A 24,763-nucleotide genomic window follows, 5' to 3' on the forward strand; every position below is an offset into this window, starting at 1 on the left:
AAAATGACCATTGACGCGCTGATTGCCATCGCGCGGGAGCAGGGCTGCTCCGATATCCACCTAACAGAGGGAATGCCGGTCTCGCTGCGCCTGCACGGGAGCCTGGTGCCCTGCAGCGCAGCGCTGGAGGAGGGGCAGGTGCGGGAGATGATCCTTTCTCTGTGTGATGCGCGCAGACAAGAGGCGCTGGAGCGCGGGGAGGATCAGGACTTTGCTTGGCAGGCACCCGATGGAACGCGCCAACGGGTGAACATTTACCGCCACCGGTTGGGCCTGGCGGCGGCTATCCGCCTGCTCAGCGACCATATCCCTACCCTGGCGGAGCTGAACCTGCCGCCTGCGGTACAGCAGCTGGCCGATCAGCCCCGGGGGCTGATCCTGGTGACCGGCCCAACGGGCAGCGGTAAGTCTACCACGCTGGCCGCGATGATCGACCACCTATCCCGTACCCGCCCGGCGCATATCCTGACGGTGGAAGATCCGATCGAATATGTTTTTGCGCAAAACAGGGCGATGGTACACCAGCGCGAAGTGGGGGAAAACGTCCCCTCCTTTGCCAGCGCCCTGCGCTCTGCGCTGCGTGAGGACCCGGATATCATTCTGGTGGGCGAGATGCGGGATTATGAGACGATTTCTACCGCCGTTACCGCGGCGGAGACCGGGCACCTGGTGCTTTCGACTTTGCACACCACCGGCGCTGCGCAGACCATTGACCGGATTGTGGATACCTGCCCGCCTCAGGGACAGCAGCAGATGCGCACGCAGCTTTCGCTGATCTTGCGGGGGGTAATCACTCAGCAGCTGTTGCCGCTGGCCTCGGGCGGAGGGCGCACGGTCGCTACCGAGATATTGATCGGCACCGATGCGGTGGGTAACCTGATCCGCGAGAACAAATGCCACCAGCTGGGTACGCTGATGCAATCCGGAGGGGCGCAGAGGATGCATACATTAAGCGCCAGCCTGGCCGCCTTAGTCCGCCAGGGCAAGATCACCCGGGAGACCGCGCTGCAGTACGCAGCGGATGCCGGCGACCTGCGCCAGTACCTGGATTGAGCGATATTAATACTTGGAAGTGGATGGATGAAAGCAGACAAGAGGCAATTGCATAAGGGCTTTACACTGGTGGAGGCCATCGTCACAGTGACGATTCTGGCGATTTTGGCAGCTGCGGCGGTGCCGGGCATCGTCAACTATATTACTTTAGCCCAGCAAAGAGCCAGAAATGAGACCGCGCGTACCGTGTTTATGGCGGCCCAGAGCGCGCTGACCAACCGCTATGGCAACGGGCAGACCCAACCGGCGGAAGGCAGTGTGGCGCTGCAAGATATTGCCCCGGCGCTGCCCCAGCAGGAGATCGACCAGAATAGCGATAATATCGGCTTTTTGCGTTTAGATCAGGGTCAGGGGGCCGCAGGCCAGGCTTTGTACGATCTGCTGGAACCCTATATTGCCGACAAGACGGTTTTGAATCAGTCGATCCTGATTGAATTTAATGTGCTAAACGGAAATATGCTCTCCGCATTTTACAGCGATACTTCAGCGCCCTTAGGCTACGCAGGGGCTGGCTACAACGTGACCGACCGAACGCAGGATAACCTTGCGGCCAACCGTACGGGCTATTATGGCGTGGACGGTACGGGCAAGGCCAGCGCGGTAGAGCAGATTGGAGATGTGGAGATCGCGCTTGTGGACTATACCGGGCAGGCGGCGGGGCATAACATCAATGGCGGCGCCAATTACGGAATTTTGACGCTGGAATGCCTGCTGCCGCAAAACCGGGGCGCTGATTTTGCGTATGACATTACCCTTAAACCCGCCAATGGGATGGAGGAGAGCCTGCATATCGTTGAAAAAGAGGGAGCGGACAGCGGCCTTTCGCTGGAGGCTATCGGCACGAACCTGACGCTGGAATACGCGCTGCAAAATCCCTTTGAAGTGACCCGGGCAGATGGAACGGTGCGCCATGTAGCGGCTTATCTGACGGAGGAAGGGGACCGGGAATTGCTGGTTGTGGTGCTGGACGCGGTATACCCCGGGATGAGCATCGCCGAGAATTATCCCAATATCCAGCCGGGCGCCTTAACGGCCTCCCTTACGGTATCCAGCGGCGCGCAGAGCAAAAGCGCCAATGCCGGCATGGTGCACGCTTATTATGCCGACGAGACCCAGACGGGTGACACGGTGACCTATGGCGTTGCCAGCGTGCGGCACCTGCATAACATTCGCTATAAGGCGGCCGCCGGTTTTGTGCAAAGGCAGGATATCGCCATGACGGATCATGCGGGCAGGCCGTTGCTTTGGCAGCCCATTGGCGATGCCGCGGGGCAGAGCGATACCGGTTTTAAGGGCAGTTATTCCGGCTCGGACGAGGCGGGCAACGCCTATGCGCTGCAGGACCTGACTGTGGATGGCGAACGGGCGGGCCTTTTTGATGGGCTATCGCAAACGGCGCAGGTTAAGGATATTGCCCTGACCTATACGGAGGGCTATTTGGAGCGCTTTGACGCGGCGGATGAGACGGCGCGGCAAGCGTATTTTATCAATGGGGAGAAGCTAGCCGGCGGCATTGCGGCGTACAATGCGGGAAAGATCGAGCATTGTATGGTGGATGGACGCGTGACCTCCGGCGCAAGTGAAGGCCAGGCCGGCGGTATTGCCGGGCAGAATGACGGCGGGTCCATCACCTTAAGTGTGAATGGGGCAGATGTCAGCGCGGGTAAGCTGGCAGGAGGCATCGCGGCGGGGAACCTAGGCAAGGGCAGCGTGGAGAGCTGTACGGTATTGTGTGACGTGCAGGCGCACGAAAGCGCAGGTTACGCCGGAGGGATCGTAGGGGCCAATGAGCAAAGGGCCGCCGTTCTCAAATGCATGGCCGCCGCCAATGTTCAGGCGGGAAAAGCAGCCGGCGGCGTGGCGGCTAGCAGCCAGGGTGAACTGCGTTACTGCGAGGTAGGTACCGCCAGCGGTCTGCAAGAGGGGGCGCCGGCCATCGTCGGCACGCCCTACTTTGGCGCCTATGCCGATGGCAGCCAATCGGATTACAAGCCGGACCGGGGAACGGTACAAAACAATATCTTTACCATCAGCGCCACGGGCAAGGGCGCGCGGGCCGGCGGTATTGCTGGCGAGATGGCGGGCGGCTCCCTTTACTATTGCGTGAACGCGTCCAAAGTGGAAGCGGCCGATGCGGGAGACGCCGGCGGGCTGGTCGGGGTGACCGGAGAAAGCGGCGGCCTGGGCGTGCGCTCTAGCTATAATGCGGGAGACGTGGCGGGCGGCGCCACGGCCGGTGGACTGGTGGGCAGCCACTCTAGCAAGATAGAGGATTGCTATAATACCGGGCTTGTAAATGTGAGGACAAAGCTGTCCACTGAATATGGATTCAGCGCTTATGTCGTGGATGAGGCGCTGCACCCAGAGGCGCTATCCGGCGGGCTGGCGGGGATCAACCACGGATCTATCGCCCGCGCTTACAACGCCCAATATGTGGGGGATGCGTTTGGCGGCGCGGTGGGCCTAAACCTTGCGGATATGGAAGGGTGCGCATTTTTGCAGAACATGCACAACCGCACGGCGCTCTGCCGCACACAGATAGATGGGGAACCAAAGCAGCTGACGGGTGTAGAGATGTTGGACGCGAAAACCCTGCGGCAAAGCCGGATGGGGCAACTGCTGCCCAACGCGCAGGGGAATGGCGTTGGCGTCTATGAATACCCTTATCCCTATCTCAATGTGAAGGATTCAGACTGTGCGCTGGCCGCTGGCTTCCATCGTACGCCCTATCAGATGGTGCTGGAGGACGTGGCGCGGGTGCGCATTGCGGAAAAAGAGGGCGGCCTGTTGGAAGTGCACTTTATGTTCCGCGAAAAGGCGGCCGACCTTGTACTGCATACCGACCAGGGCGATGTGGTTTTCGCCATTGATGAAACGACCCGCCGTAAGGCGGAACAATTCAGCGCCATTGATTACGGACAGGGGCTGCACGCCACCATGGGCTGGTATGGCAACTTAGCGGGCGATACGGATTACGCTTATTGTGACGGCGCGGCCATGCGGCTGAATGCCGAAAGTCCGGACTATGCGGATGGCTACCGCTATGAATTTGTGCTGTGGATCAGCTGGCCCAAGGGCGGCGCGCAGGATAACCAATATCTGCCCGAAAAAGCGGCCTCCTGCACCGCAAAGCTATACCCCTACGGAAAGGGCGGCGGGCAAGATGAGCTGCCCTGGGCCCAGAGCCAGGAGGTGACCACCACCTATGAAGGCCAGCAGCCGGATGATCTGGTTACGAGTGAACAGAGCCGGGAGCGGACCACGGCGATCCACTTCTGGCTGCCGGAAGGGCAGATAGATGAGGTGCTTAAGATCGAGCTGACTTTTCTATTCCAAAATGGGGAGGAAACCTTCTCCATCAAGCCGGAAATGCTGCGCCAGCCCTACCGTACAGACGGCGTTGGCCAGGCGATACAGGCTTGGAATGGAGGCCGCGGGCCGGTAGATTCCATTGCGGGCGGCGGCAGCCATCAGTATCCGTTCTACGAGCAGGCGCCTTCGGCCAATTCGGGCTACAGGGAATATGTGGCTGTACTGCTGTGGGATGAGGCGGGCAACCAGGGGTGGAATGGCCTTTCCGGCCTGGGCAAGCCTTTCCAGGTCAAGCTCAGCTATACTTTGGCGGATGGTTCCGGGTTTGAATACCTCTCTCCGCCGTATGAAGGGGTGCAAAAGTGATCGGGCGGTTTAAAAAATGGATGAGCGGCCAGCGCGGTGGAGAATCGATGATCCTAGCGCTGATCCTCCTGTTCCTGTTTTTGCTGATCGGCGTATCGGTCCTGACGGCGGCCTCGGCCAGCGTAGGTACCGCGACCCAGCGCATACAGGACCGGCAGACCTATTACTATGCCCGCTCGGTATTGGATACGTTGGATGAGACCTTGCAGCACGGCCAGCTGGGCCATAAACTGCGGGATGACGCGGTAACCGAGCTTATGAGCTCGGGCAAAGAGGAGATCGACCTGCGCCATACCCTTGCACCGGTGGTAGACGCGCCCAATGACGAATGCGGCGTGACTGGGTTGACCTTGAACTACGCCGGCAAGGCGGCGGTTATGAAAAGAGATGGAGAGGGACAGATAACCGAATATTCTGTTGCCATCGACCAGCTGGAAATGGCCTTTACGGTGACCTACCGGGGCCAGGAATACCGGATGCAGGCGGTTTACAGCTGCCGGATGTGGGCCGTAAAGGAAGAGGGGGAAGGGCGGTGGGACGAAAAGTGGACCGTGCAGGATTTAAGACAGTGATGCGCCAGGCGCTGGGATGCCGGGGCGAAACGCTGGTGGAGGCCATCGTCAGCTTTGCGGTGATTCTGATCGTTTTGTTGGGGGCGACGGTTTTAGTTCAAAGCGCCATAAACTTAAACCGGCGCGCCTATGAGAGCATGGAGGCGCTGGAAATGGATATGGCCGCCATCGAAAAAGATAACGGCCCCACCAGCGCCGCAGCGCCGGATGGCGCACTGCGCCTAAGCGTTGGCGATGTGCTGATCGATGTACCGGTCCTGCAAAAAGAGCAGGGGCAGCTGCGGTATTTTATGCCCATACCAGGGGGGATAGCGCCATGAGAAAAGGAGGATTCACGCTGGTCGAAGCCATTGTGGCGCTGGCGGTAGCGGCGATATTTTCACTTTGCGCTTCGATGCTGGTGGGGCCTATCCTGAAGATCTACCGGCAGGTAGCGACCCGCTCGGATGGACAGTTGATCGTCGGCAACGTGATGGATGCCATCCGCAAGGAGACGGCATATGCCCAATCGCTGACTGTGGCCGACGAGGTTACACTGGACCTGGGGGACGGTAAGATTACGCTGTCCCCGGAGGGGTACCTGGAAACGGATGGCGAGCTGGCCTTTGCCGAAGGTTATTATAATGGTAAAAAGCTGCAGATGACCTGCGCCCAAGCGGGGAAGGATCAGGCGGACGTGACGTTGTCAGTCTATACGCAGGACAGGGAACTGTGCCGCGTGAGCGCGCGGGTCAGCCCGCTGCGCAACGTGCTTGCGCGTACCTATAGTATTTATGAGCCGGAGGGTATGCGCCAGATCACTTTGGAAACGGCGAAGAACCATACGGGCTGGAACGCCAATAACGATATTTTTGCTGACGTATACCAGAATATCTACGGCGGAGCTGTGCCAGAGTATTCGATGGACAACATCCTCTCTAAAGAACGGCGCCAGGCGCTGCTGGACGCGGCCACCGAACAATACGGGCCGTACAGCCCCAAGCTAAAACGCTATAAGGAGCTGCTCAACGATACCTATTATCTGGCGGTGGGCGTAACCAAGACCACGCTGGTGCCCATCGTTTATGTGACCAATTCGCCGGGAACGCTGAACAATCAGCCCCATGCCTCAATGACCATGGTGTATTTTGATTATGCCTGGTATTTTCCGGCGGAGAATTCGGGCTATTACCTCCCGCAGTTTAACGGCAAGACTGAAGAGGAGATTCGATCGCTTTTGGCGGATGAAACGCAGTGGATCCCGGTATCCAAGCTACGCGGATAGCCCTGTCACAAGAGAATCGAAAAGGCAGGATACCCTATGGGTATCCTGCCTTTTGCATACCGATTGGATGGGAATGGAAATATTAGTCCACGCAGATCAGCTCATACTTCCGGCTGCCCACGCCCAGCGCCGCGGCCGCCTCAACGGTGTGCACGCCGTTACGGGATTCGATCCGCTCGATCAGATCGGCCTTGCCGGGATCCTCCGAGCTATAGACCAGATCCAGACAAGCCTGATCCAGCGCCACCGGATCCAGCGAAGAGAGGATGCCGATATCCCCGATCTTGGGATCTTCGGCAACGGCGCAGCAATCACAGTCTACCGACATGTTGCACATGACATTGATGAAGGCGATTTTATCCTTAAAATAGTCCATGATCGAGCGGTCCGCATCGGCCATAGCTTCCAGGAAAGAATCGTGGTCGGCCGTCCAAATCTCCTCGGGCTTGCCGGCGCCGTGGATATACGCCTTGCCAAAGGAGGAGGCAATACCGATGGAGATATTCTTCAGCGCGCCGCCAAAGCCACCCATGGGGTGCCCCTTAAAGTGGGAAAGGACCAACATCGAATCGTAATTGGCCAGGTGGCCGCCCACATAATTGGTCTTGATGCGCTTGCCGGAGGGAATGGGCAGCTGCATATCGCCCTCTTCATCCAGAATATCGACCGTGGCGATCTGCGTCCAACCGTGCTGCTGCATGGTTTCCCAATGCGCTTTGGTGTTGTTGCGCTTGCCGTCATAGGCCGTATTGGATTCGGTGATGGTGCCCTGCACGTGATCGACGATGGGCTTCATAAAATCAGGGCGGATAAAGTTTTGGTTGCCGATCTCGCCGGAGTGGACTTTGGCGGCCACCTTCCCGGGCAATTGGACGGATAAAACGTCAAACATCTTGATCATGGCTTCAGGCGTGATCGCTTTGGTAAAGTAGACCTTGGATTTTTGCATGGCGATAATCTCCTTTTGTATGATTTATTTTTAAGTTTGTAAGGGTTCCGATGTCGAGCGGCTGCAGTGAGCCGCAGTATGAATTGAGCGTGAAAGGGTAACCGCGTACATGGAGTATTATAGAACTTGGACTGTACTCTAAGTCAACTACTTTAGGCATTTTTGTGATGCGAAAATTTACGCTTTTTGTTGGGCCTTGGTTTTAAGATGCCATTTATAAGTCTGCTGCCCAAATGGACAGTCCTAGAATAGTTTCCATTCATACATTTATACTCAGCTAACTGAACAGGGAAAGGGCGCGTTGCCCTTTATCAGGGGCAGCTGGAATATCTTAGAAATACTTGGTATAATAAAACCAGTTTTTCACATAGGGCATATGCCAAATGCCCTGCTGGGAGAAGTGCCGTTTGCACCAAATGCTGATTAAAACCAGACGCGGTTAATATACTACTACGGAAGCGGCAGGTACGGCGGTACTAAGAATAAGGAGGCAATGTATGTATTCAAAACAATCGGTCGTGCGATTGGCGATCGTGCTGATCCTCGCCACGGCCATATTATCGGTGGGTGGGACGGTACTGGTCAGCAGTATTTTGCAGTTATCCGGCGAACAGGTGGCAGTCAGCGCGGACGAGTACGCCTCGATCGAGCGATTTGCGCGCCTGGACGATGTGTACCAGCGCATTATGAAGAATTACTATGAAACGCCGGACGGCGAAAAGTTGATCAACGGAGCCATCAAAGGAATGGTGGAAGGACTGGACGACCCTTATTCGCGCTACTATACGCCTGAGGAATACACGGAGAGCCAACAGGATGCAGAAGGGCTGTACTATGGCATAGGCGTGGTGGTATCTATGGATAAGGATACGCATCAGCTCAACATCATTAAAGTCTATTCTGATACGCCTGCCCAGGAGGTAGACCTGCGAAAAGGCGATGTGATCACCTCCGTAGATGGGGCGGACTTGAGCGGAATGGAGCTAAGCCAGATCACCGCGCTTATTAAGGGCGAGGAGTTATCCCAGGTGAAGCTGACGATTTTGCGGGACGGGCAGACCCTTGAAAAGACATTGACCCGCCGGCAGGTCACGGTGGACCGGGTGGAGTGGCACATGATGGCGGATAACATCGGTTATATCCAGATATCCGAGTTCCGCGGCAATGCCCTGGAAAAGATGGAAGCGGCTATCGCCGAGATGAAGGACAAAGGGGCAAAGGGCATCGTTTTGGATCTGCGGGATAACCCGGGCGGGATGATGGATATCGTAGTCCCCATTGCGGATATGCTGTTGCCCGAGGGGCTGATCGTCTACACAGAAGATGTGAACGGCAACCGCCGCGAGGAAAAGAGCGATGCAGAAATGCTGGGCCTGCCGCTGACAGTCCTTATCAACGGGAATTCGGCCAGCGCCTCTGAGATTTTAGCCGGCGCGATTCAGGACTATGGGGCGGGGACGCTGATCGGCACCACAACCTACGGCAAAGGCATCGTGCAATCCATCATGCCTTACAAGGAGGATGGCGCGGCGTTGCAGATCACGACCTCGCGCTATTTCACCCCCAATGGACGGAACATCCACGGCGAGGGCATCGCCCCGGATATTACAGTTGAAATGCCGGAAGAGTTGCTGAAGAATCCCCAGGATCTTACAGAGGAGAACGACCCGCAACTGCAAAAGGCGCTGGAAGTATTGAAATCTGAAATCAAATGATAAAGGAAAGCGGAAATGGATAATTTGGCCGCCCTGCAAAGGCAGGGGATGATCGGCGGCATGGCGCTGTGGATGGCGCTGATCGGATGGATCGTGATCCGCAACGCCTGGCGGCGGCAAACATCCTTGGAACGCGCGTTTTTAGAGGAAGCGCGCATGGGCAACTGGCGCCGGGCTTTGTACCAACTGCTGCCCGGCCTGGGTGCGGGGGCGCTGGCTTCGCTGTTGATGGGATGGCTGGAAATAGAACTCGATATTTCCCAGGCTATGTTCTTCTCGGCCGCGGCCATCATACTGTCCCTGTTTCGCGCATTTCGCTATTGCGGTTACCTCTATGGCGGGGCGCTGGTGCACGCCATGTCCTATAGCGGGGCCACGGCGTATCAGCCCGATGCAGTGGTTTTGGTATGCGCGGTCCTTTGCTTTTGTGAGGGAGCGTTGTGCCTGGCTACGGCGCAGTTTAACCGTATCCCGGTTTTGCATGATGCGGGGCACAGCCGGGCTGGCGCGGGCTGCGTAGCGGATATTAACTGGCCGGTGCCCTGCCTGATCGGGCTGGCAGGCGGCGGGCTGGGGCCGATGCTGTTTATAACCGGGAGCTTTTACCAAGGGGCGCTTACCCCATACCGGGAAAGGATGCAGGTCAGGGGAGCTGTGCAGGCGGTAGGGGGACTTGTGCTGCTGTTGTTGGCCCTGTGGCTGCGCGCACAACCGGCGGCGCTGTACGGCCTGCATGTGGCGTTACTTTTACTGGTAGAGGGTGCGCAATATTATACGGCACATGCGCCGGTGTTGACAGAGGCGGACCTGCCGCCGCGCAGAGGGCTGCAGATCCTGCACACGCTGGAAAAGGGCCCGGCGCGCCGGATGGGGCTTAAAACGGGAGACATTTTGCTGGAGTTAAACGGACGCGCTGTCAATAGCGAGCGGATGCTGGAGGAGATCATGGCGCCCGCCCTGCCGGTCGTCTGGGCAAAGTGGCGGCGCGGGGAGCGCGAAATGGAGGGCGAGCAGCGCAGCTATAAAGACCCGTATGAAGATCTGGGCATTATCGCCCTGCCGGTACAGACCGGGCATTTTTACCGCCAGGAGGCGGGCGGTGGATTGCTTAACGCGTTTTTTGCCTGGCTGAACCAGCGCAGAAGCGTAAAGAATAGATCAAAAGAATAAGGGAGGAAGTTTGTTATGGAAAAGAGAATCGGCGTGGTGGGGATCGTAGTGGAAAATCGGGAGAAAAGCGCGGGTTATGTCAACGAGATCCTGTCGGACTACGGGGAGATGATCGTGGGGCGCATGGGGATTCCCTATCATAAGCGCGGCGTTTCGGTGATCTCCATCATCGTGGAAGGCTCGGTCGATCAGATTCAGGAAGTGCGCCAGAAACTTTCTGAGGTACCGGAGGTGACCGTGGAAGCGGCGCTGACCCGAGAGGCCTTTGACGATTAAAAGGAGAGAGGAAACCTGATGCACCAGTACAGCCGTGCAGATAACAGAAAGAAGATACAATGGGTAACGCGCACGGCGCTGTTGCTGGCGCTGGCGTTGCTCTTCCAAAGCCTGCGGTTGATCTTTCCAGGGATACCGGCAGGCGTCAATCAATTTTTGGTGGGGACGCTGGTCAATCTGTGTCTGATGCTGGCCGCGATGCTGGCGGGGGCCTGGTCGGGCATTGCGATTTCGGTAATCGCCCCGGTCGTGGCGTTTATGCAGGGCGGCGCGCCGTTTATCTGGATGGTGCCGCTGATCGCCGCTGGCAATGCGGCCCTGGTGCTCGGCACGGTTTTGCTGGGGCGCAAGGCGGCCTGGGTGGGCGTGGCGCTGGGGGCGTTGGCGAAATTCGTGATTCTCTACTGGGGGATCGTGGCCATAGGTATTCCCCTGTTCGGCGTGCCGAAACAGGCGGCGGCGCTTCTTTCATTTTCGTTCAGCTGGCCGCAGCTGGTAACGGCCGCACTGGGGGGCGCGCTTGCCCTGGGCATAAAGCCGCTGCTGATGCGCGCGGTGGAAGTGGACAAGTAAATTACCGCAACTTTTGAGGAACGCTGAAGGCCTCCCTGTAGCAGGGAGGCCTTCAATATATTTACGCCACGGCCGGCTGATAGCCGTACGGGCGGAACGGAGGGGGCAACAGTAGCCTATGTTTTTGCGGGCACGAAGGTGACAGAATTAGCGGAAATTCGTCATATACTAGGGAGGGAGCAAGGCATTTACAAATCCGCGGGAGGGGTAAAGATGACGAACCGTATCACAAATCCGCAAGACCAATGGGAAAGGGAAAACGCGACAGATAGCGGGGAAGAAGCGAGCAGGGACGCTCTTTTTCAGGGCATTTTAACGCTGGCAGCCCGCGAACAGGCGAAAAGGGAGGATCAGCAGGAGATCCTCAGACTTTCCCGGGCGCTGTATCCGCTCTTGCCCGCATGCCAACAGGGGCAGCTTTGCAGAATCTTGAGGGCGTTGGGGATCGCCTTTACGCTGGAATAGGGTCAGCCAAGCTGCCCGGCGATCCGCCCCACGGCCAACAGGCACTGCTCGATCTCCTGTCGGGTGGTCGCCCAACCGACGCTCAGACGAATGGCGCCCTGATTCTCCGTGCCTAAGAAGCGGTGCACCAGCGGCGCACAATGCATGCCCGCCCGGCAGGCGATGTTGTAATCCCGGTCCAGCAGATCGGCCACCTCGCCGGAATCCACCTGGCCCAGATTAAAGGCGACGACGCCGGCCCGCCCGGCTAGCCCCTCCGGCGTATAGACATGGATGCCGGGGATATCCCGCAGCCCGCTGGCCAAAAGGTCCGCATGGAAGGCCTGCTGGGCGTGCAGCTCGTCTGCATGCGCCTGCAAAAAGCGTACCCCGGCCAGCAGCCCGGCGATACCCGGCAGATTCAGCGTGCCGGATTCCAGGCGGTCGGGCATATCGTCTGGCTGCAGCATCAGCTGTGATTCGGAGCCTGTACCGCCCTGGCGCACGGGGGCGAGCATCAATCCCTCCCGGACATAAAGCACGCCTGTGCCCTGAGGCCCCAGTAGTCCCTTATGCCCGGGCATGGCCACAAGGTCGGCCTGGAGCTGTTCCACATCAAGGGGCAGATGGCCGGCTGCCTGCGCTCCATCTACCAGACAGAGCGCGCCGTGGGCGTGGCTGAGCTGGACGATCTGGGATACGGGCTGAATACGCCCGGTCACGTTGGAAACGTAATTGACCACGACAAGGCGGGTATTGGGGCGCAGGACACTTGCGATGTCCTCGGGATGGATGCGTCCATCCTCCCGGGGCGCGACCAGGCTTAGGCTGATCTGCCCCCGTTTTTCCAGGGTGTGCAGCGGGCGCAGCACGGAATTATGCTCGTAATAGGTGGTGACCACGTGATCCCCTGCGCGCAGTACCCCGCCGATAGCGGTATTCAGCGCATCTGTACAGTTCAGGCAAAAGATGATCTGGAACGGATCGGGCGCGTTGAGGTATTGGGCAAGGGCCTCGCGTGCCTGCATCACCAGGCTTCCAGCGGCGATGGAGAGCCGGTGGCCGCTGCGGCCGGGGTTGGCGCCGCAATAGCGCATGGTGTTGGCCACGGCGCGTACCACCGCATCAGGCTTTGGAAAACTGGTGGCCGCATAGTCGAGATAGATCATAAAGGTTCCCCCTTCACAGTTTAATGATCGGCTTCATAAGCTATATTATTCGACGGACGGCGGGAATGCGCCGTAAAAGGGGAGGAATCGTAAAAATGATTAGAGATCATTATGGCCTGGCGGCGTTCCGCTCTCGCCAGCAGGCGATCTATTTTGCCAACCAGCTCCAGCGCGCGGGGGTGCGCGCCTCTACGGTGAATACGCCCCGGGAAGTATCGCTGGGATGCGGGATATCGGTACGCTTTGACCCTGGACAGATGGCTAAGGCCCAGAGCCTGCTGCGCCGCACCAACCCGACGACCCTGATCGGCCTGTATGACGCGACCCGGGACGAGCGCAGCGTTGCGCTCAAACGGGTCAGCACCTCCAGTTTTTAGCAGGCTGGCAGGGGGTTGAAGTGGCGCCCCCCTTTGCCGTATACTATACTTAAATGTAAGATACGGAGGAAAAGGGGAAGATGAACGAGGCGCAGCGCTATAAAGCGATATTGGATACGCTGGCAAAGACCTATCCGGACGCCAAGCCGGGCTTGCATTTCAGCAGCCCGTTTGAACTGCTGATCGCGACGATCCTTTCGGCCCAGTGTACGGATAAAAGGGTCAATCAGGTAACACAGGTGCTGTTTCGAGATTATCCGGATGCACAGGCGATCGCGCAAATGCCATCAAACGTGCTGGAGGATTACATCCACAGCTGCGGCGTATATAAAAATAAGGCCCGCAATATCCTGGCCACCTGCAAGATTTTGGTGGAGCAGTACGGCGGACAGGTCCCTAAGACCATGGAGGAGTTGACGAAGCTGCCCGGCGTTGGCCGCAAGACCGCAAATGTGGTGATGAGCAATGCCTTCGGCATCGACGCGATAGCGGTGGATACCCATGTGTTCAGGGTCTCGAACCGGCTGGGGCTGGCCCATGCCGCCAATGTGGAAAAGACGGAGGAGGACCTGATGCGCAATATCCCCAAAGAGCAATGGTCCATCGCCCATCACTGGATCATCACCCATGGCCGGCAGGTCTGCTCGGCCCGCAAACCCAAGTGTGACCAGTGCCCGTTGCAGGCCGAGTGTGAATACTACAGCGCCGCACAACAGGCGGGTTAAGCAGTAAATATAAGGCATAAAAAGCAGGTTGGCCCAGTGGGGGCGAATCTGCTTTTTTTATAAGCGGCCGGAGTTTTGGTTCCAAACAGTTTGTTTTTCGGGGCGCGCATGCTATAATGAAAAAACTGCAACACGCGGTAAATCCTACATTTAACGCATAATCCTGCCCCGAAAACGAAACCTAGGGGCAGATGGATAAAGACGCGCAAGGGCGTAAGGAGACGAAAGATGTTTGTAGATAAGGCGAAGATCATGATCCAGGCGGGTAAGGGCGGCGACGGCGCCGTGGCCTTCCACCGTGAAAAATACGTTTCCCGCGGCGGCCCGGATGGGGGCGACGGCGGGAATGGCGGCAGCATTATTTTTGAGGCGAAGGGCAATATGCATACGCTGCTGGACTTCCGCTATCACCGCAAATTCAAGGCGACCGCCGGAGAAAATGGCCGCGGCGGAAATATGAGCGGCAGGCGGGGCGAGGATCTGGTGATCTACGTGCCGCCGGGCACGGTCGTCAAGGATGAGCAGGGGCGGATCATCGCGGACCTGTTCCGCGAGGGAGAGCGGCGCTTGGTGCTGCGCGGCGGGCGCGGCGGCAGGGGCAACGCCCGGTTTGCCACCCCCACCAGGCAGGCGCCGCGCTTTGCCCAGCCGGGCGAAAAGACGGTGGAATATACCGTAACGCTGGAGCTAAAGACCATTGCGGACGTGGGGCTGATCGGCTTCCCCAACGTGGGCAAGTCCACGATACTCTCCGTGGTTTCCGCCGCGCGGCCCAAGATCGCGGATTACCACTTTACCACCCTATCCCCCAATCTAGGGGTGGTGAAGGTGGACTCCCACTCTTTTGTCATGGCAGATATCCCGGGCCTGATCGAGGGGGCGCACGAGGGCATGGGATTGGGGCACGACTTTTTGCGCCATGTGGAGCGCACGCGCCTGCTGGTGCACGTGATAGACGTGAGCGGCTGGGAGGGGCGCGACCCTGTGGAGGATTTTGAAAAGATCAATGCTGAGCTGACCCAGTTCAGCGACGAGCTGGCCGGCCGCCCGCAGATCGCCGTGGCCAACAAGAGCGACTTGCCGGACGCCGACGAGCACTTTGAAGCGCTTAATGCCCACCTCGATCCGTTGGGGATCCCGCTATTCAAGCTCTCCGCGGCGACGCACCAGGGCTTTGAACCGCTGCTGCGGGAGATCGTTCGCCAGCTGGAGGCGCTGCCGCCGGTGCATAATTATGTGGAGCAGGAGCGAGAGCTGCTGCCGCCGGTCAAGCGGGAGCTGCAGATCACCCCGCTTGAAGAGTTCTATCTGGTGGAGGGCGACGAGGTGGAGCGGCTGATCGGCCGGGTGAACTTTGAGGACTATGACTCTATCCAGTACTTCCAGCGCCAGCTGCGGGACATGGGCGTGATCGACGCGCTGAAGGCCGCAGGCGCGGGGGAAGGCGATACCATCCGCATCGAAGAGATGGAATTTGACTTTGTAGAATAAAGACGTAAGGAGTAAAAAGATGATTACCAGTAAACAGCGCAGCGCTTTGCGGGCCATGGCCAACGACATGCAGCCCATTTTCCAGTTGGGCAAGGGCGGCATTACCGAGAATTTCATCAAACAGGTGGACGAGGCGCTGGAGGCCCGGGAGCTGATCAAGATCACGATCCTGCGCAATTCTGACAGTGATGCGCGTAGCGCCTGCGACGAGCTGTGTGCGGCATTGGGCGCCGAACCGGTACAATCGATCGGCAATAAATTTGTGCTTTACCGCGCCAGCACCAAAAATCCGGTGATTGAGCTTTAGCCTAGTTGGCGCTGCGGCCCGGGTCGCCCTGGCGGCCATTAAAGGTACACACCGCCGCCAACACCACACAGACCCCGGCGATGACCATGTAATAAATACCGTAGCGCGTCATTAGCGAAAGGGCAAGCAGCACGATGGCGCTGGTCAAATACCGCTTGGCGTGGATGGGAAGGAAGAATTCGCCCCGGTCCGGATGGCGGCGCAGAGCGGCCACCTTGAGCGCGAGCAGTTTATCCCATTCCTCATCGGTCAAAGTCTGGCCCTGCTTTTGCAGGTAGGCGGCAAAGTCCTTGCCGTTGAGTAGGCCGATGCCGCTGGCGCTGAGGAACTCTATTTGCTCGGCCGAGAGGGCAAAACCATCCAGGCCGATCATATAACCATGGCTTGCGCCGGAGCGGCGATAGGCATGGAAGGCTTGAGCGCAGGCCTCCGGCGTCGCCTTTTGTCCGGGCAGGGTCGCGGCCAGATGCAAAAATACGGTATTATTACCCAAAGTGCCCATAACGGCGCCCGCCTGATCGCGCAGGCCGTCGATCTGAGCGGCGGATTTGAGCCAGGGCAGGGCCTGACGAAAAAAGTCTACCTCTTGGAGAAGGCGAAAGCGTGCCAGCAGGCCCTCGCGCTCCAGATCTTGCACCAGCGTTTCTTCGCGGGCGCGCAGGCGGATCGCGCGAAAGGCCAGATGTACCAGGATAAAACCCGCCAGGATGGCCAGCGCGCCAAGGGTGGATGAGATGATGCGAAACGTCCTGAAAAACAGGATGATATAGCTGACGGCCAGTACCCCCAGGTACAGGGCGATCCGATCTATCGCCAGCCCGAGGCGGGATTTGCCCCGGTCCAGTGAGTGGCGGGTCAGGATGGCCAGCGCTTTTTTGTCGGACAAGTGAGTCACCTCCCATAAATGCAAGTATGGCCAACGTGACCCAGATTTATCCAAATCCCCTATCGCCAAATGCGCAAATTGGGGTATAATTGCAGTATAAAGTGAGATGGAGCAAGAGCATGAACAGCGATTTGGCTCAACATCGCCTGGGGATCATGGGCGGCACCTTTGATCCCATCCATAAAGGGCATATTATGATCGCCGAATATGCCACCAAGGCTTTTAACTTGGAGCGGGTGTTATTTATCCCCACCGGGCGCCCCCCACATAAGCGGGAGATTCGCCTGGCGGGCGGGGAAGAACGCCTGCAAATGTGCCGCTTGGCGGTCAAAGGGCATCCTGATTTTGTCGTAGACGACCGTGAAGTGCGCCGGCAGGGCACCACTTATACGGTGGACACCATGCAAGAGCTGCATAAGGCATACGGCCCTGGCTGGCAGTTTTACTTTATCATCGGCACGGATACCCTGCAGGTGATCGACTCATGGCGCTGTTTCCCACAGGTGGCCAAGATGACGGAGTTTATCGCCATCTATCGCCCAGGGGATGAGCGGGAGGAACTGACGCGCTGCGCCCAGCGCCTGGAGCGGCAATATGGCGCGCGCATCCACTTTGGCGCGTATGAAGGGCCGGATATCTCATCGACGCAGGTGCGCAGGCGCGTTGCTTCAGGCGGGGCGGTGGACGAATGGGTGCCGGATGCGGTGGATTGCTATATCCGGACGCACCAGCTTTATAAGGAGACGGAGGACGGAAACAGAACGATGGATTTTGACGCCTGGACGGCAAGGTTAAAGGCAATACTCAGCCCCCAACGCTTTGACCATACCCTGCGCACGCGGGATATGGCGGTAGAATTGGCGAAACGATATGGGGTTGATGCGGATAAGGCGCAGGCAGCCGCCCTGTTGCACGATTGCGCCAAGGAGATGGAACGCGCGCAGATGCTGGATGTGATCGGGAAGGCGGGCATGCAGGTCAGCGGTGAAACGCTGGAGTTTTGCAGGCGCAACGGTTGCTACGGGATTTTGCATGGCCCTGCGGGAGCTGCCGCCGCTAAGATCGATTTTGGCGTGACAGATCCGGAGATATTAAGCGCCATCGCCTGGCACACGCTGGGCCAGCCAGAGATGGGGATGCTTGATAAAGTGATCTATACGGCGGATATCCTGGAGGAAGGGCGCCAATGGCCGGGCATTGAAGAAGTGCGCGCGGCGATACAAAAGGATCTGGACGAAGGGTTGCGCCTGTGTGTCGGGCGGGGGATGGAGTACCTGATCCAAACCAACCGGCCGATCCACCCCAGTGCACTGGCGCTGTGGAACGAACTGAATTTTACCAATCATTAAGGGGGAACATGCATGACCACGAAGGAAATGGCGGTTAAAATCTGCGAGGCACTCTCGGACAAAAAAGGACGGGATGTGCTGATGCTGGCCGTAGAACATATGACGATCATCGCGGACTATTTTGTGATCGCCAGCGGCAACTCCGTGCCGCAGGTGCAGGCGCTCAGCGACGCGGTGGAGGAATGCGCCCAGGAGATGGGCCTGAGCCCCAGGCGCAGCGCGGGTTACCGGGAGGGGCGCTGGGTCATTCAGGATTTTGGGGACGTGGTGGTCCACATTTTCCACCAGCAGGAGCGCGAGTTTTACGACCTGGAACGCCTGTGGACGGACGGCGACAACGCTACCTGGTTTAACGAAGACTAGCGCTTGGCGCGCAGGGCGTGGAAGGCCTACTTCCACGCTTTTTTCTTAACCAGAGCGCTCGGGAGGAGTAGCGGATGAATACGCTTTACATCAACCGTATCGAGCGAATCGAGCGGCTGCAGGGCATATCGGAGCAGGCAAGCTATTATCTGGCGCTGCCAGCGGTGCGCGCCCTGGATAAGGGCCTGGCATTGCACAGCCCGGTCACGATATTGGCGGGCGAAAACGGAACGGGCAAATCGACGCTGCTGGAGGCTATCGCAGTCAACTATGGGTTCAATCCGGAGGGCGGCACACGAAATTTCAATTTTGCTTCCGCCCAGACCCATTCGGGGCTCTATCGCGATATCCGGCTGATTAAGGGTATAAAACGCCCGCTGGATGGCTTCTTTCTGCGGGCGGAGAGCTTTTATAATGTGGCTACGGAGCTGGACCGGCTGGACGAGGCGTATCCAGACGATTTAAAGCTCAACCGCTATTATGGCGGGAAGTCCCTACATCATCAATCCCATGGAGAGAGTTTTCTGGCGTTGATGCTCAACCGCTTCTCCGGCCAGGGGCTGTACCTGCTCGATGAGCCGGAGGCGGCGCTCTCTCCCAGCCGCCAGCTGACGCTGCTGGCTCAAATGCATCATTTGCTGGAACAAGGCTCGCAATTCATCATCGCCACGCATTCGCCCATCCTCATGGGCTATCCGGGGGCAGAGATCTTTTGGCTGGACGAAGAGGGGATCAGGCCGGTAGACTATAAGGAAACGGAACATTATATCCTCACCCGCAAGTTTTTGAATGACCCGAAAAGCCTACTGCGCTACCTATGGGACGAAAAAGAATAGGCAATACAAAAAGCCTCCGGATTTACGGAGGCTTTTTTATTGTTTTGACTTAAAGAATCAATGGCTTAACGCTTTTTACGCCGGTAGACCACCACGCGTTTACGCCGGTTTTTGCGGCGGAAGCGCCGGGCTTTACGGATGCGCAGGATCAAGATGATCAGCAGGATAACGGCCAAGGCGATCAGCGCATAGGTCAGATAGCTGGGCTTGCCGTCCTCCTGGGTCAGATCGGGCAGAGAGGGCAGGGCGGTTTGCTCTTCGTTTACCGCGTTTTCAGCCACCAGCGTGCCCACAGATACCGGGTCGCCCCCCTTAAAGTAGGTATAGCGGGTGATCTGCTGCCCCTCCGTGATGGGGGCCTTAATGGTAGCAAGATCGTTTTCCGGCTCAAGGACGAGGGCAGTTGGATCGTTTTGCAGCTGGGCGATGTTTTGCTTGGTATCAACGATAACGGTTGAGGTGCTTTCATCCGGCACCAGTTTTAGCTGAACGCGGCCTTCAGAACCGTCTGAAGTATCCGCGTTTTCGGGGACAAAGGAGAGAGGGGACTGTGCGTACAGTTCCTGCAGATCCAGCGCGCCGTAATATTTAAAGGCGTAGTCGAACATGGTCTTCATGCCCTTCCACTTGCCCTCTTTTTCATCGTTCATTACGACGGCGATGACCTCTACGCCATCTTTAGAGGCGGAGGCCACCAGGGTATGGTTGGCCTTGGTCGTATAGCCAGTCTTAACGCCGATGGCGTATTCGTAATAATAAGGGGAGTTAGGGTCGATCAATTTATTGCCGTTGACCAGGGGCCGCTCGTCAGATACTACTTCATTGGTGGGAAGCTCGGAAATACGGGTGGAAACGATTTCCCGGAATTTAGGGATGCTCATCCCCACGCGGGCCAGCTTGGCCATATCCGCCGGGGTGGTATAATGGTTATCATCATGCAGGCCATGGGGATTGACGAAATGGGAATTGGTCATTCCGATCTCAGCGGCATAAGCGTTCATCATGTCGGCAAAGCCCTCGATAGAACCACCGAAATGCTCGGCGATCACCGCTGCCGCATCATTGCCGGAATTGAGCATCAACCCGTACAACAGCTGTTCCAGCGTCAGCGTTTCGCCGGGGCGAAGCCCGCAGTTACTGCTGCCAGCCTCAATGGTGTTGACGATGTTGGAAACCTTGATCTCCTCTGCCAGATCGCCGTTTTTAAGCGCCAGGATACAGGTCATGATCTTGGTGATACTGGCGGGGTAGCACTTGGTATCGGCATTTTTTGAAAAGAGGACCTTACCTGAAGCGGTGTCGATCAAAATCGCGCAGGGGGCTGTAATGCTGCCCTGCGAGAGATTTTGAAATTCAGGCAGCGGCGTAGGCGAGGCGCTGGCCTGCGCCGAAGGAGATGCCTGGGAATCAGGCTGGGCCAGCGCTATGCCGGTAACGCCGCCCATTAGCAGTAAAGAACACAAAAGTAGGGAGATCAGTTTTTTCAACATTTACGACAACCTCAGTTCTTCAAGCTTTTATTTACTATCCTTATGAGAAAACCAGAATCAATCATGCAGATAGAAAATAGAGGAATTCCCCAATAATCCTCGAATATTTTAACAGAGTATGGATATTCTGTCAAAATAGCGGATATGCCCGCTGATGGAGGCGAAATATGGATACCGGCAAAACGGAAAATGAGGCCAAGCCGCGTAAAATAAAACGGATTACCAAGGGAATGGTGCTGGGCTTTATCATCTTGGCGATTTTTTGCTGCCAGGCCGTTTATCTGATCTCTTACGCATTTACGGCGCCGCAGGCAGGACAGACGGCCCATGTGCAGGCGCAGGAGGGCGCTACACCAACGCCGGCGGAGTATGTGTGGATTACGATCGCAGGAGAGGTCAACGAGCCGGGCGAGTATAAATTAAAGCGCGGCTGCACGGTGCGCGATGTCGTAGAAAGGGCCGGCGGCTTTGCGGATTTTGCCGATGTGGATAAGCGCCAGTGCAAAGCGCAGCTATGGCACGATCAGGAAGTGGAGATCAAACGGCAGAATAACTTCCGTGTGCGGGCGGATGGCACGGTCTATCCGTTTGTGGACGGCAAGCTGAATATCAACCTGGGCACGAAACAGGACTTTATCGACCTGGATGGCATTGGCGAAAAGACAGCGGAAAAGATCATCGCCTACCGCAGCGACCATTATTTTTACAGCCTGGAAGAGCTGATGGAGGTGCCGGGGATGACGCCGAAGCTGTATGAAAAACTGATGGAACAGGTGACGCTGGATTACCAGGATTATTAATGAAATTATTTTTGCGGCTTTAAGGGTTGCGGTTTTTACAAAATAAGGGCAAAATAGAACTGTATGAAGAAAGCGTAAAGAAACGATAAACTTTAGATTGGGGAGTGGAACAGCGTGCCGCAGACGATACTGATTGTAGACGATGAGCCGATGATCGTAAAGGGCTTGAAGTTCAGCCTGGAGCAGGATGGCTATGCTACGGACGTGGCCTATGATGGCGAAGAGGCGCTGGATAAATTTAAAAACGGCAAATTCGACCTTATTATTTTGGACCTGATGCTGCCTAAGATCGACGGAATGCAGGTCTGCCAGACCATACGAGAATCTTCAGAAATACCTATTGTGATGCTGACGGCCAAGGGTGAGGACATGGATAAGATCCTGGGGCTGGAGTATGGGGCGGACGATTATATGACCAAGCCCTTTAATATTTTGGAACTCAAAGCGCGGATCAAGACCATCTTGCGCCGCGCTAAATCGCATGTACAGCCGGTGCAGACGATTACAGTGCGCCAGCTGGTCGTCAATCTGGACCAGCGCAGCGTACAGGTGGACGGGAAGGATGTACGCCTGACGGTGAAGGAGTTTGAGCTGCTCAAACTTCTGGCCACCAACCCCGGCAAGATCTTCAGCCGGGATACGCTGCTGGAAACGATTTGGAAATACGATTATTTGGGCGACCTGCGCACGGTGGACGTACATGTGCGGCGGCTGCGCGAGAAGATCGAGCGCGACCCGGGGCAGCCCGAATTTATCCTGACCAAATGGGGAGTGGGCTATTATTTTACCGATGCTTAAGCCCTTTCGCAGCATCCGATGGCGGTTGGTGGCGATCTACCTTTTGATCGTGCTGCTGGCAATGGGCACGCTCAGCGTGGTGATTACCATGCTGGTAGAAGATTCGCTGATCCAAGAGCGGATCGAGCAGCAGCAGGCCCAGGTAGACCGGCTGGCCTTAGATGCCTCGGCCTATATGTACCGGGCGGATGCCGAGCAGCTTTACCGCCTGGCTGTGGAGCAGGCGGAAACGCTGGGCGGGCGCGTTGTATTGCTGAGCATGGGCGGCATCGTGCAGGTGGACAGCGCCTCGCGGCTCAACGGCCAGGCAATCGGCTACAGCGAGGTGCTCGACGTTATCGGAATGGAGAAGACAAATGCATATGGTTTCCACCGCGTGACGGATGTTTCGGCTGGCGGAGAGAAGAATTGGGCGGTCTATTATACCGCGCGGATGACCTACCGCAATAGCCCGGTAGGGGTGGCCCTGCTCTCGGTTTCGATTCAGGACGTGATGGATAAGATTCACAACCTACGCGTTGAGATCGTTATATTTTTATTGGCGGTCTGCCTTGCCGTAGGCTTTATTAGCTTTATCATATCCGAGATCATCGTCAAACCTATCCTAGAGATGACACGTGTGATCCGCAATATGGCGCAGGGCGATTTTACCAGGCGAATCAAGATCGGCCGCTTTGGACACAGCGAAATATCCGATATGGCGCGGGCCTTTAATGGAATGAGCGAGCAGCTGTCAAATCTGGAGCAATCCCGCAACGAATTTGTCGCCAACGCCTCTCACGAGTTAAAAACGCCGCTGAGCTCCATGAAGATTATGATCCAAACGCTGCTTTTGCAGCCGGCCGACCCGGAGATGACCCACGAGTTCCTGTCGGATGTGGATCAGGAGATCGATAGGTTAAACAATATTATTAACGACCTACTATCCCTGGCCAAGGCGGATGCCAGCCATGTGGAAAACCGCTTGAGCCGCGTGAATTTGAAGGACCTGCTGCAGGCCACGCTGCATAACCTGGAGCCGTTGGCGCAGCGCAAGCAGATCGATATGGAGATGGTCTTGCCGGAGGGGGAGCTGACGCTGCAATCCGATCCCATCCGCCTGCAGCAGGCTATCAGCAATATCATCGATAATGCGATCAAATATACGCCGGAGCAAGGCAGCGTCCGCATCGAGGCGGCACAGCAGGGCGCCCGTATTGTGATCTGGGTACAGGATACGGGGTATGGTATTTCGCCGGAGGATCAAAAGCATATTTTTGATCGATTCTACCGTGTGGATAAAGCCAGAAGCAGGGCCACCGGCGGTACCGGACTGGGTCTGGCAATTGTTAAGCAGATCATTACAGGCTTGGGCGGAAGTATTCGCGTGGAAAGCCAGGAAGGAGAAGGGTCGACCTTTACGGTCGAGCTGCCGATAGAGCCATGAAGACCAAATTCATCATAAAAGGGCAAGACGGAGTCAGAAAAAAAACTAGGGCGGGGGCACGGATGTGTGCGCTGCTTATGGCGTTGCTGCTGACCAGCGGCTGTTCGATTTTGGACAGCTTATCGCCTGTACATGAGGAGGCCCTGCCCAGCGAGGAGGATGCCGCCCAGATCGAATATAATGTGGGGACGACCCAATCCACCTCCTATTCGGCGACGCTGTATTACATTTACCAGGGCGATAACGATATGCTGCTGCCGGAAAAGCGCACCCTCTCTTTTGATCAGGACCGGCGTATCGAAACGGTGCTGATCGAAGAACTGATCAAAGGGCCGGCGCCCGAGCAGACCAATCTGTTGGCGGTGATCGATCCCAATACAAAGGTCATCAGCGTAACGGGCGACACCGGCGCCAGCGATACGCTGTATATCACCCTGAGTGCAGAGTTTTTAAATGAGCCGCCAGTGTATAAGGAAAAGTATACGGACGACCCGGCGGAGCTAAACCGCTACCGGCGCCAGGCAGTGAATGCTATCGTCAATACCATTACAGAGCTTGGGCAGTTCTCGCGGGTGGATATTCAAATACAGGACGGGAAAAATACCCGCCGCCTGATCAATAGCGAGGCAGGACGCACGACCAACCCTGCCAACACCCTGGAGCCTGTAACGCGGCAATATGATGTGATCATCACGCCGCGAATGGTGGTGCAAAAGGTGTTTACCCTGATGCGGGACAGGGCATGGCGCGCGCCGCTGGGCAATTATCTCTCCTTTGAAGGATCGCAGGATAACGGCTTGGCGACCTCGGAGGAACGGGCCTATGCGGAGCTGGCAGCGCAGGATGTGCAGATTGAGGACTTCACCATTGGGGATGTGACGCAATCTACCGATGGGAAAAGCGCGGTGGTGACCGTGCGCCAGTTGCAGCTGCGCGATAAGCTGGGGAAGGTCAAATACAGTAAGGAGAACGTGCCCATCAAACTGACTTTAGAAAACGGAATTTGGAAGATCCCCTATACCCGTTTTAGTAATATACTGACTTTGCAGTAG

25 protein-coding genes are annotated in these 24,763 nt (G+C 57.1%); 21 read left to right on the top strand and 4 right to left on the bottom strand.

Going from position 1 to position 24,763, the window contains the following annotated elements; genetic code table 11:
• Positions 1-3: 3 nt before the first annotated feature.
• The 5 genes from H8699_RS11790 to H8699_RS11810 are packed head-to-tail and all read left to right on the top strand — an operon-like array spanning position 4 to position 6,567.
• A complete protein-coding gene (locus H8699_RS11790) occupies positions 4-1,053 on the top strand; it encodes a type IV pilus twitching motility protein PilT (protein WP_249285857.1) in 1,050 nt (349 codons plus the stop codon).
• A gap of 27 nt (positions 1,054-1,080) precedes the next feature.
• Positions 1,081-4,731 (top strand): prepilin-type N-terminal cleavage/methylation domain-containing protein, encoded by a 3,651-nt coding sequence (locus H8699_RS11795; protein ID WP_249285858.1) that lies wholly within the window; start codon positions 1,081-1,083, stop codon positions 4,729-4,731.
• Positions 4,728-5,303 carry a hypothetical protein gene (locus tag H8699_RS11800; protein ID WP_249285859.1) on the top strand — a complete coding sequence of 192 codons (576 nt, stop codon included), beginning with the start codon at positions 4,728-4,730 and terminating at the stop codon, positions 5,301-5,303. The genes H8699_RS11795 and H8699_RS11800 overlap by 4 nt, the downstream gene beginning before the upstream one ends.
• On the top strand, positions 5,264-5,623 hold the full coding sequence (locus H8699_RS11805; protein ID WP_249285860.1) for a type IV pilus modification PilV family protein: 360 nt from the start codon (positions 5,264-5,266) through the stop codon (positions 5,621-5,623). The genes H8699_RS11800 and H8699_RS11805 overlap by 40 nt, the downstream gene beginning before the upstream one ends.
• Positions 5,620-6,567, top strand: coding sequence for a prepilin-type N-terminal cleavage/methylation domain-containing protein (locus tag H8699_RS11810; protein ID WP_249285861.1), 948 nt, complete (start codon positions 5,620-5,622; stop codon positions 6,565-6,567). Before H8699_RS11805 ends, H8699_RS11810 begins: the two co-directional genes overlap by 4 nt.
• A gap of 82 nt (positions 6,568-6,649) precedes the next feature.
• Here H8699_RS11810 and H8699_RS11815 read toward each other — a convergent pair whose 3' ends face one another.
• Positions 6,650-7,516, bottom strand: coding sequence for a DUF362 domain-containing protein (locus H8699_RS11815; protein WP_249285862.1), 867 nt, complete (start codon positions 7,514-7,516; stop codon positions 6,650-6,652).
• A 497-nt stretch (positions 7,517-8,013) separates the two neighbouring features.
• Here H8699_RS11815 and H8699_RS11820 point away from each other — a divergent pair, with 497 nt between their 5' ends.
• The 5 genes from H8699_RS11820 to H8699_RS11840 all read left to right on the top strand — a co-directional run bounded on the left by H8699_RS11820 (position 8,014) and on the right by H8699_RS11840 (position 11,715).
• On the top strand, positions 8,014-9,231 hold the full coding sequence (locus tag H8699_RS11820) for a S41 family peptidase (RefSeq protein WP_249285863.1): 1,218 nt from the start codon (positions 8,014-8,016) through the stop codon (positions 9,229-9,231).
• 15 nt (positions 9,232-9,246) lie between these two features.
• Positions 9,247-10,401 (top strand): PDZ domain-containing protein, encoded by a 1,155-nt coding sequence (locus H8699_RS11825; RefSeq protein WP_249285864.1) that lies wholly within the window; start codon positions 9,247-9,249, stop codon positions 10,399-10,401.
• 15 nt (positions 10,402-10,416) lie between these two features.
• On the top strand, positions 10,417-10,677 hold the full coding sequence (locus H8699_RS11830) for a TM1266 family iron-only hydrogenase system putative regulator (RefSeq protein ID WP_147518811.1): 261 nt from the start codon (positions 10,417-10,419) through the stop codon (positions 10,675-10,677).
• Positions 10,678-10,695: 18 nt separating this feature from the next.
• Complete coding sequence (locus tag H8699_RS11835) at positions 10,696-11,250, top strand: ECF transporter S component (protein ID WP_249285865.1); 555 nt, start codon at positions 10,696-10,698, stop codon at positions 11,248-11,250.
• Positions 11,251-11,463: 213 nt separating this feature from the next.
• Positions 11,464-11,715 (top strand): hypothetical protein, encoded by a 252-nt coding sequence (locus H8699_RS11840; RefSeq protein ID WP_249285866.1) that lies wholly within the window; start codon positions 11,464-11,466, stop codon positions 11,713-11,715.
• A gap of 2 nt (positions 11,716-11,717) precedes the next feature.
• Here the strand turns inward: H8699_RS11840 and H8699_RS11845 are convergent, their stop codons facing one another.
• Positions 11,718-12,863: an aminotransferase class V-fold PLP-dependent enzyme gene (locus tag H8699_RS11845; RefSeq protein WP_249285867.1), complete on the bottom strand. Its 1,146-nt coding sequence runs from the start codon at positions 12,861-12,863 to the stop codon at positions 11,718-11,720.
• A 95-nt stretch (positions 12,864-12,958) separates the two neighbouring features.
• Between H8699_RS11845 and H8699_RS11850 the strand changes: the two genes are divergently transcribed.
• The 4 genes from H8699_RS11850 to yhbY all read left to right on the top strand — a co-directional run bounded on the left by H8699_RS11850 (position 12,959) and on the right by yhbY (position 15,763).
• Entirely contained in the window at positions 12,959-13,240 is a 282-nt protein-coding gene (locus tag H8699_RS11850) for a DUF3343 domain-containing protein (protein ID WP_249285868.1), read from the top strand.
• 80 nt (positions 13,241-13,320) lie between these two features.
• Positions 13,321-13,965 carry an endonuclease III gene (gene nth / locus H8699_RS11855; protein ID WP_249285869.1) on the top strand — a complete coding sequence of 215 codons (645 nt, stop codon included), beginning with the start codon at positions 13,321-13,323 and terminating at the stop codon, positions 13,963-13,965.
• A 228-nt stretch (positions 13,966-14,193) separates the two neighbouring features.
• Positions 14,194-15,456: a GTPase ObgE gene (obgE, locus tag H8699_RS11860; protein ID WP_249285870.1), complete on the top strand. Its 1,263-nt coding sequence runs from the start codon at positions 14,194-14,196 to the stop codon at positions 15,454-15,456.
• A 19-nt stretch (positions 15,457-15,475) separates the two neighbouring features.
• Positions 15,476-15,763, top strand: a complete 288-nt coding sequence (gene yhbY, locus H8699_RS11865) for a ribosome assembly RNA-binding protein YhbY (RefSeq protein WP_138295705.1) — start codon at positions 15,476-15,478, stop codon at positions 15,761-15,763.
• A 1-nt stretch (position 15,764) separates the two neighbouring features.
• Here the strand turns inward: yhbY and H8699_RS11870 are convergent, their stop codons facing one another.
• Positions 15,765-16,649, bottom strand: a complete 885-nt coding sequence (locus H8699_RS11870; RefSeq protein ID WP_249285871.1) for a hypothetical protein — start codon at positions 16,647-16,649, stop codon at positions 15,765-15,767.
• A gap of 119 nt (positions 16,650-16,768) precedes the next feature.
• Between H8699_RS11870 and nadD the strand changes: the two genes are divergently transcribed.
• The 3 genes from nadD (at position 16,769) to H8699_RS11885 (ending at position 19,197) form a co-directional block, all read left to right on the top strand.
• Positions 16,769-17,998, top strand: a complete 1,230-nt coding sequence (gene nadD, locus H8699_RS11875) for a nicotinate-nucleotide adenylyltransferase (RefSeq protein WP_249285872.1) — start codon at positions 16,769-16,771, stop codon at positions 17,996-17,998.
• 12 nt (positions 17,999-18,010) lie between these two features.
• Positions 18,011-18,361 (top strand): ribosome silencing factor, encoded by a 351-nt coding sequence (gene rsfS / locus H8699_RS11880; protein WP_138295708.1) that lies wholly within the window; start codon positions 18,011-18,013, stop codon positions 18,359-18,361.
• A gap of 74 nt (positions 18,362-18,435) precedes the next feature.
• A complete protein-coding gene (locus H8699_RS11885) occupies positions 18,436-19,197 on the top strand; it encodes an AAA family ATPase (protein ID WP_249285873.1) in 762 nt (253 codons plus the stop codon).
• A 65-nt stretch (positions 19,198-19,262) separates the two neighbouring features.
• Here the strand turns inward: H8699_RS11885 and H8699_RS11890 are convergent, their stop codons facing one another.
• On the bottom strand, positions 19,263-20,687 hold the full coding sequence (locus H8699_RS11890; RefSeq protein ID WP_249285874.1) for a D-alanyl-D-alanine carboxypeptidase family protein: 1,425 nt from the start codon (positions 20,685-20,687) through the stop codon (positions 19,263-19,265).
• 167 nt (positions 20,688-20,854) lie between these two features.
• Here H8699_RS11890 and H8699_RS11895 point away from each other — a divergent pair, with 167 nt between their 5' ends.
• The 4 genes from H8699_RS11895 (at position 20,855) to H8699_RS11910 (ending at position 24,763) form a co-directional block, all read left to right on the top strand.
• A complete protein-coding gene (locus tag H8699_RS11895; RefSeq protein WP_249285875.1) occupies positions 20,855-21,487 on the top strand; it encodes a helix-hairpin-helix domain-containing protein in 633 nt (210 codons plus the stop codon).
• A 114-nt stretch (positions 21,488-21,601) separates the two neighbouring features.
• Positions 21,602-22,285: a response regulator transcription factor gene (locus H8699_RS11900; RefSeq protein WP_138295712.1), complete on the top strand. Its 684-nt coding sequence runs from the start codon at positions 21,602-21,604 to the stop codon at positions 22,283-22,285.
• Positions 22,278-23,711: a sensor histidine kinase gene (locus H8699_RS11905; RefSeq protein ID WP_249285876.1), complete on the top strand. Its 1,434-nt coding sequence runs from the start codon at positions 22,278-22,280 to the stop codon at positions 23,709-23,711. The genes H8699_RS11900 and H8699_RS11905 overlap by 8 nt, the downstream gene beginning before the upstream one ends.
• Before the next feature lie 62 nt (positions 23,712-23,773).
• Positions 23,774-24,763 carry a GerMN domain-containing protein gene (locus H8699_RS11910; protein WP_171026032.1) on the top strand — a complete coding sequence of 330 codons (990 nt, stop codon included), beginning with the start codon at positions 23,774-23,776 and terminating at the stop codon, positions 24,761-24,763.

It is taken from the genome of Luoshenia tenuis (assembly GCF_014384745.1).
Taxonomy (GTDB): domain Bacteria; phylum Bacillota; class Clostridia; order Christensenellales.